This is a genomic window from Phormidesmis sp. 146-33, from assembly GCF_052939515.1.
Map to the genome: position 1 here is coordinate 44,253 of NZ_JBJPHU010000042.1, position 6,735 is coordinate 50,987.

The following is a 6,735-nucleotide window of genomic DNA, read 5'->3' on the forward strand; positions in this document are numbered from 1 at the left end:
AAAACCACAAGCAAATTTACCAAAAGACTTCATCATCATGTCTAAAGTTACTTCTAACCATCTACAGGAGCCAGGAAAGACCACCGCCGCAACAAACACAGTCTCCCGTCCGGGCTGGCTCGAAATCGTTGTCGGTCTCGTCGTTTACGCGATCGTTGCGTTCGTCGGTGTCTCGCAACTTAAGCGAATTGGTCTCGACCCCGCAGTCTACGGTCTGATCTTGACTTCATGGACGGGTGTCGCCACCCTAATTGCGTTTGCTGTGGCTGCGCGGCTGCGGATTCCTTCCCTGAGCGCCTTCGGTGTGCGCCGCACCTCTGTTCGCTGGCTCCTGATCGGGGTCGGAGTCGGAGTGGTCGCCTTCGTGCTCAGGGGTTTGGCAGTCTTAGCTTGGATTCGGATCACTGGGGACACGAACAATATCCAGGATGTTTACGTAGATGGCAGTCGAGGCGGGTTGCTGTCTCTGGTTTTAAGCACGGTGTTCATCGCGGTCTTCTCACCCCTCGGCGAGGAACTGCTCTATCGCGGCATCATCACCAACGCGCTGCTGCGCTACGGACCGTTCGTTGGGGTCGTGGGCAGCACTGTGATCTTCGCCCTTATGCATGGGATCAACACCACCTTCCCCGCAGCAGTGGTAGCGGGTCTCGCCACCGCCGAGGTCTTCCGCCGCAGTGGATCGATCTGGTCCGGTCTCGTCGTCCACGTCGTTCTCAACCTGCCCTCGTTTCTAATCATGGTGTTCACCAGCACAGGCTGACCTGGCACCTCCTCAAGTCAATCAGATCTTGCAAGCTGCCTCAGCAGTGCGAGATAGAGTCAAACGTACTAAACAAAGGAACATAATGAATCAGCCCGAATTTTTTGTCACCCCCGGCTATGGGGAACGCCTGAATGAATTGCATTACTCGCAAGCGGTAAAAATTGGCGATCGAGTGGAGACATCAGGTCAAGGCGGGGTGGATGACAATCTGCAAATTCCCGAATCGCTTGCGGATGAGATTGCTCAGGCGTTTCGGAACGTAGAACGAACCTTGGCGACTGCTGGTGCGGGTTGGGAGCATGTTGTCCACATCAATTCTTACCATGTTGGCGGGTTTCCCCCAGAGGTTAACGATGTGATGGTCAAGCTATTTCGTCATTACATGCCCAACCATGCCCCCATTTGGACAGAGGTAGGAGTTGCAGTTCTTGCACTGCCAACGATGCGGATTGAAATCCGCGTTACTGCAATTATTCCGTGAGTTTTGCATAAGCGGCAACAGGGTCATTCGGCAACTACGCTGACGAGAAGGCCGCGGCGATCGGAAAACCGCTCCATTAAAGCATTCACTTGAACAGAGGAGAGATGCAAATGTTAGGCAAAAATAAAGCAATCTTAGAAGAGGCAAACGCGGCGATCGCTGAAGGCAGCAATGAAGGATTTTTGTCATTCTGCGCCGACGATGTGGAATGGATATTTGTAGGCGACAAAACCCTTAAAGGGAAAGAAGCCGTTCGCCAATGGATGGCAACGATATACGTAGAGCCGCCAAAGTTTATGGTTGCCAACTTAATCGCTGAGGGTGATTTTGTTACGGCACTCGGCGACATCACAGGCGACATTACAATGAAGGACGAGGACGGGAAGGCGGCTCATTACTCGTACTGCGACATCTGGCGCTTTCGCGGCAGCAAAATTGTGGAATTAAGGGCTTTCGTTATCAAAACCGAGGTCAAGGATGAAATCAGTAGCGCGGCGTAGCAAACTCGATTGCGCCTTCAACAATGCTTGATCAACTCTCTTTTCAAATCATTGCACGAACAATCAATTGAGCACTTTGACAAAATCATGTCAGTTAACGTGCGCGGACTGTTCTTGTAAATGAAATATGAATTCAACAAATGATAGTCAACTCTACAGTTTTAAGGTGGTGAATAAAATGATTCAGTGCAAAGATTTTGCGCCTCGAATTACTGAACGCGGACCCTTCGGCGGAGCTTCCGATTATGAATCCTTCTTTGAGGTTGTGAGTGCTGTCAATCAGTGGATCGAAAGTACAACGATACAGGTGATCAATGTTGAGACCGTTGTTTTACCCGATCGCATCGAAGGCACAAGTGATGGGGTCTACGGAGTGACGACCAGCAATGGTTTCTACCCAGTGATGATCAGTCAAGGCATTACAATCAACTGCTTTCAATGTGTGCGCGTCTGGTACAGAGAATAAGCTTCATCGGAAATAGTAGGAGTGAACTTTAGACTTGCGTTTTCGGGTTCTCGTCAAACTAAGCGAATCTCAAATGAAACGATTTACCTTGTTTACTTTCCTGTATCTCGCGCTGGGAGTTTGTCTGAGCGCGAACACTGCGTGAAGCGAAGCTACCGCGCTTGGATACCCAAACTTGTCTTTGAGTCTTCAAACCAGCTTGTTCATCAATGCGGGAGCATCCTACCTCGTTTGTCTCCTCAGTACCTTCCCATTTTGGCCGGAGACGACGATCCGTTTCTATCGCAACCGCAATTCAGCGGTCATTCTACCCTGGTTGGTGATTGGGGTGAACATTGTTTATTCAGAGTCAGAACTGGACGATGGAAGCCATTCTACGAGCGTTTTCGAGGCTATTAGTGGTCTTAGTGTTTGCAGAAATCATTGTGATTACATGGCGAGTGAATTCTGAACATTCATAGCTAAATCGGATGATACTGAAACGAACTTGCTCTTCACCATAAGAATCTGGAAGAAATCAAGCATTGGAACTCAGTACACTTCAGATCAACACAACGCGATCGACTCTCCCTTCAAACGACTGCACGAACAATCGATCGCGCACATTGACCTAGCTTTACTGCAACTGAAATGAACGATCGCCCATGAGGACTTTTCAACACAGAGGAATGAATATGAAGACTTGGATTTCGATGCTGCTAATTTTAGCAAGCGTGAGCTTGTTCGGGTGCGACGATCGGCGATCGAAAGAACAATTGAATAGCACAATGAACAGTTGGATGGGTCGAGATATCAATGAGTTTGTTCGCAAATATGGTACACCCACGACAACGCTCACGTTACCCAATGGGAACACCATCTATTCCTACAAAACGGATCGAGAACAGTCGTTTCAGCAGCCGATCTCTGTGAATGAGTCTCGGAACCGTCGAGGCGAGAGAAGTACGGTGATTACCGGAGGCAACACGATTGTCGATCGTGATTTCTGTGAGATTGATGTCGAGTTCGATCGCTCTAGAGAAATTCGATCCTGGCGCTATGAGGGTGATTCTCCCAAACATTGCAAAATCAAAAATCTGCCAAAACCGCTCCAGAAGCAACTACAACAAGACGGCATTCTTCCGTAGGTCACTATGTTCAACACTGCAAAATCACGACGAGAAGGACTGAAATTCAACCGCTTTGGATTTCGACTCCCATTGCAAAAGAGACCGCTGCGCCGTGCAGCCCTTTTCGCTCTCGCGCTACTCTTTACCACCCATTTCGCCTCCGCTTGCACGGAGTCCACAGCAATGATGCCTACTACAATCACCTATCCTGAAACCAAGCGAGTTGATGTTGTCGAAAAGCTTTTTGGACAGACGATCGCTGACCCCTATCGCTGGCTAGAAAACGATGTCCGCAACGATAAGGAAGTCGCCGCCTGGGTCGAATCGCAGAACAAAGTCACCAACGATTATCTCGATAAGCTACCGGGTCGAGATATCTTCAAGGATCGACTGAAGCAGTTGTACAACTATGAGCGGTTCTCTATTCCGGTCAAAAAGGGTGGACAGTATTTCTACCTCCATAATTCCGGACTTCAGAGCCAACAGGTTCTCTATGTCCGCGACAGCGTGGATGGCGCAGGGCGCGTCCTGATCGATCCCAATACCTGGGCAAAGGATGGGGCGATCGCACTTGCCGAGTGGTCAGCTTCCGACGACGGTAAGCGCGTGGCTTATGCGGTGCAGGATGGCGGCACGGACTGGCGCACGATTCGGGTGCTGGACGTAAACACGGGCAAGGTACTCAACGATGAAGTGAAATGGGCAAGGTTCACCAACATCTCATGGACTAAGGATGGGTCTGGCTTTTTCTACAGCCGTTATCCTGAGCCGAAGCAGGGCACCGAATCGCAAGCGAGCATAGCCAACCATGCCGTCTATTTTCACGCGATCGACACCCCCCAGGCACAAGATCGACTGGTCTATACAAACCCGGATCAGCCGAATATGCTGCATTCTTTGGGCATCACCGAAGATGGGCGTTACGTCGCGATCGTTTCCACGCCCGTTTCAATCGGCAACACACTGACCCTGGTGGATCTCCAGAGCGCCGACTGGAAACCCCACAAGCTGGTCGATAATCTTGATGATTCATGGCTGCTCGTCGGCAATGTGGGGACAAAGTTCTTCCTCATGACTAGCCAGGACGCGCCGCGCTCCAAGGTGGTGACGATGGACATCGCCGCTGCCGACCCAGTAATCCGGGATGTGGTGCCAGAGCAGAATTCGGTTCTGCTCAATGCGTCGCTGGTCGCTGGACGGTTGCTGATCTCTTACATGGCTGACGTGAAGACGGAAGTTCGACGCTACACGCTAGATGGCAAGGCTGATGGTATGGTGAAACTGCCGGGTATCGGCACCGCTGGCGGTTTTAAGGGCGACCAGAGCGATCCAGAAACCTTCTTCGTCTTCACCAGCTTCAACACTCCGGGCGTGATCTATCGATACGATGTCGCCAGCAACACGGCGCGGGTGTGGGCACAACCCAAGGTAGCGATCGATCTCAACCGGATCGCGATCGAACAGCGGTTCTACACCTCGAAGGATGGCACCCGTGTCCCGATGTTCATTGTTCGGCGCAAGGATGTTACCAGTTCGGCACCGACCATACTCTATGCCTATGGAGGCTATGGAATCCCCCTGGTTCCCGCTTTCTCGCCGGATCTTCTGGGGTGGGTCGAACAGGGCGGGGTGTATGCTGTTGCTAACATTCGCGGCGGCTCCGAATATGGCAAGGCATGGCACGAAGCGGGTCGTCGTCAGAACAAGCAGAACGTCTTCGACGATTTCATCGCAGCGGGCGAGTATCTGAAGGCGCAGAGCATCACGCCCCACAACGGCTTGGCGATTCAGGGCGGATCGAATGGCGGACTCCTGATTGGCGCAGTGGTCAATCAGCGACCGGATCTGTTTGCCGCCGCACTGCCCCAGGTCAGTGTCATGGACATGCTCCGCTTCGACCAGTTCACGAGCGGGAAAACGTGGGTAGACGAGTTTGGGTCTCCAGCACAGGAAGCGGATTTCCGTAACCTCTTGAACTATTCGCCTTATCACAACATCCAGTCTGGCAAGGACTATCCCGCGATCCTTGCCACCACTGCCGACACGGACGATCGCGTGGTGCCGGGACACACCTTCAAATACGTCGCCGCGCTTCAGGCAGCGGAGATTGGAGACAAGCCCCACCTTGCCCGCATTGAGACGCGCGCAGGACATGGAGCAGGCAAGCCCATCGACAAGATTATCGAGGAAACGGCAGATATGTGGGCTTTTGCGGCTCACTGGACGGGGTTGAATGTCGGGGCTGGGAAATAAACGGGCATGAAGTAACGCAGAAGATCAACCTGCGGTCTGAAAATCGATTTCGTGTCTACCCAGTATTCTGATGTCTCTGGAGATTGAATCAATGGCAGTTTTGAAACAATTTGGGATTCTATTTGTGTTGGGCAGTGCGGGAATTGCGATGTTTACAATTACGTCGGTTCCATTAGTTGAGCAACAGTTGGCAAAACTGTCTCCAGAACTACTGGCAAAAGTTCCGCCACTGTGGGTTTTAATGCTGCTGCAAGCACTACAGTATACAGTTCCACTGGCAATCAGCATTCTGATCGGAATTGGCTGTGCCTATCGCGTTGGATTACGCTCACATTTGATTGACTACTGGGTACTTCATACCCCTAAGATTCCATCTTCTGTCATTGAGATGAAATGGAGCTTGGGTGTGGGTGCAGCGACAACGATCATTCTCCTGTTGCTCGATCAGTTCATGAAACCTGCTCTACCTGAAGCGCTACAGGCATCCCATCACACAGAGCCGAATTGGCTAAGTTCGCTTACAGCAATGCTTTATGGCGGCATCACTGAGGAAATTCTGATGCGCTGGGGCTTAATGTCGCTGCTTGTTTGGATAGCGTGGAAGGTGTTAAAACAGGGCATTACGTTGCCAAGCCAAGGAATATATCAAGGTGCGATCGTTCTAGCCGCGTTGGTATTTGGACTTTTACACCTGCCCGCAACTGCCGCGATAGTTCCACTCACTCCGCTTGTGATTATCCGAGCGATATTACTTAATGGGATTGCTGGCATTGCTTTTGGTTGGCTCTTTTGGCAATACTCGCTTGAGGCTGCGATGTTATCCCACGTCAGCTTTCATGCCTTTTCCTTTGCTCTCAGTTTTTTGCTGGCAAGATTTGTCTAAGCTTTTCTCTAAAGCGATTTCATCAGCAAACTCGATTGTGCCTTTAACAGTGCTGGAATCGATCTTGTTGTTACACCACTGCATGAACAAGCGATCGAGGACTTTGACAAGATTATGTCGATCAATACCATAAGAATCTGGAAGAAATCAAGCATTGGAACTTAGTACGCTTCAGATCAATGCAACGAAATTAACACTAGGAGAAGCACAATGATCCTTCAGAATACAGCATTTTTCAAGTAGATGTAGTACGATTAACTAGTCAGTGTCAGTAGAA

General features: G+C 50.6%; 7 protein-coding genes. All 7 read left to right on the plus strand.

The window, feature by feature from the left end:
* The first annotated feature begins 37 nt into the window (after positions 1-37).
* The 7 genes from ACJ2PR_RS17680 (at position 38) to ACJ2PR_RS17710 (ending at position 6,458) form a co-directional block, all read left to right on the plus strand.
* Positions 38-763 (plus strand): CPBP family intramembrane glutamic endopeptidase, encoded by a 726-nt coding sequence (locus ACJ2PR_RS17680; protein ID WP_446870968.1) that lies wholly within the window; start codon positions 38-40, stop codon positions 761-763.
* Between the two features lie 85 nt (positions 764-848).
* Complete coding sequence (locus tag ACJ2PR_RS17685) at positions 849-1,247, plus strand: RidA family protein (RefSeq protein ID WP_446861974.1); 399 nt, start codon at positions 849-851, stop codon at positions 1,245-1,247.
* Positions 1,248-1,357: 110 nt separating this feature from the next.
* On the plus strand, positions 1,358-1,747 hold the full coding sequence (locus ACJ2PR_RS17690; protein ID WP_446877970.1) for a nuclear transport factor 2 family protein: 390 nt from the start codon (positions 1,358-1,360) through the stop codon (positions 1,745-1,747).
* Between the two features lie 127 nt (positions 1,748-1,874).
* A complete protein-coding gene (locus tag ACJ2PR_RS17695) occupies positions 1,875-2,213 on the plus strand; it encodes a hypothetical protein (RefSeq protein WP_446877971.1) in 339 nt (112 codons plus the stop codon).
* Positions 2,214-2,887: 674 nt separating this feature from the next.
* Positions 2,888-3,340: a hypothetical protein gene (locus ACJ2PR_RS17700; protein ID WP_446861971.1), complete on the plus strand. Its 453-nt coding sequence runs from the start codon at positions 2,888-2,890 to the stop codon at positions 3,338-3,340.
* Between the two features lie 6 nt (positions 3,341-3,346).
* Complete coding sequence (locus ACJ2PR_RS17705) at positions 3,347-5,575, plus strand: prolyl oligopeptidase family serine peptidase (protein WP_446877972.1); 2,229 nt, start codon at positions 3,347-3,349, stop codon at positions 5,573-5,575.
* Between the two features lie 91 nt (positions 5,576-5,666).
* Positions 5,667-6,458: a CPBP family intramembrane glutamic endopeptidase gene (locus ACJ2PR_RS17710; RefSeq protein ID WP_446877973.1), complete on the plus strand. Its 792-nt coding sequence runs from the start codon at positions 5,667-5,669 to the stop codon at positions 6,456-6,458.
* Positions 6,459-6,735 lie beyond the last annotated feature (277 nt).

What these genes read in the sequence shown, in the direction of transcription:
- ACJ2PR_RS17680 (WP_446870968.1), top strand. Translation starts at nt 38, where the DNA reads ATGTCTAAAGTTACTTCTAACCATCTACAGGAGCCAGGAAAGACCACC.
- ACJ2PR_RS17685 (WP_446861974.1), top strand. Translation starts at nt 849, where the DNA reads ATGAATCAGCCCGAATTTTTTGTCACCCCCGGCTATGGGGAACGCCTG.
- ACJ2PR_RS17690 (WP_446877970.1), top strand. Translation starts at nt 1,358, where the DNA reads ATGTTAGGCAAAAATAAAGCAATCTTAGAAGAGGCAAACGCGGCGATC.
- ACJ2PR_RS17695 (WP_446877971.1), top strand. Translation starts at nt 1,875, where the DNA reads ATGAATTCAACAAATGATAGTCAACTCTACAGTTTTAAGGTGGTGAAT.
- ACJ2PR_RS17700 (WP_446861971.1), top strand. Translation starts at nt 2,888, where the DNA reads ATGAAGACTTGGATTTCGATGCTGCTAATTTTAGCAAGCGTGAGCTTG.
- ACJ2PR_RS17705 (WP_446877972.1), top strand. Translation starts at nt 3,347, where the DNA reads ATGTTCAACACTGCAAAATCACGACGAGAAGGACTGAAATTCAACCGC.
- ACJ2PR_RS17710 (WP_446877973.1), top strand. Translation starts at nt 5,667, where the DNA reads ATGGCAGTTTTGAAACAATTTGGGATTCTATTTGTGTTGGGCAGTGCG.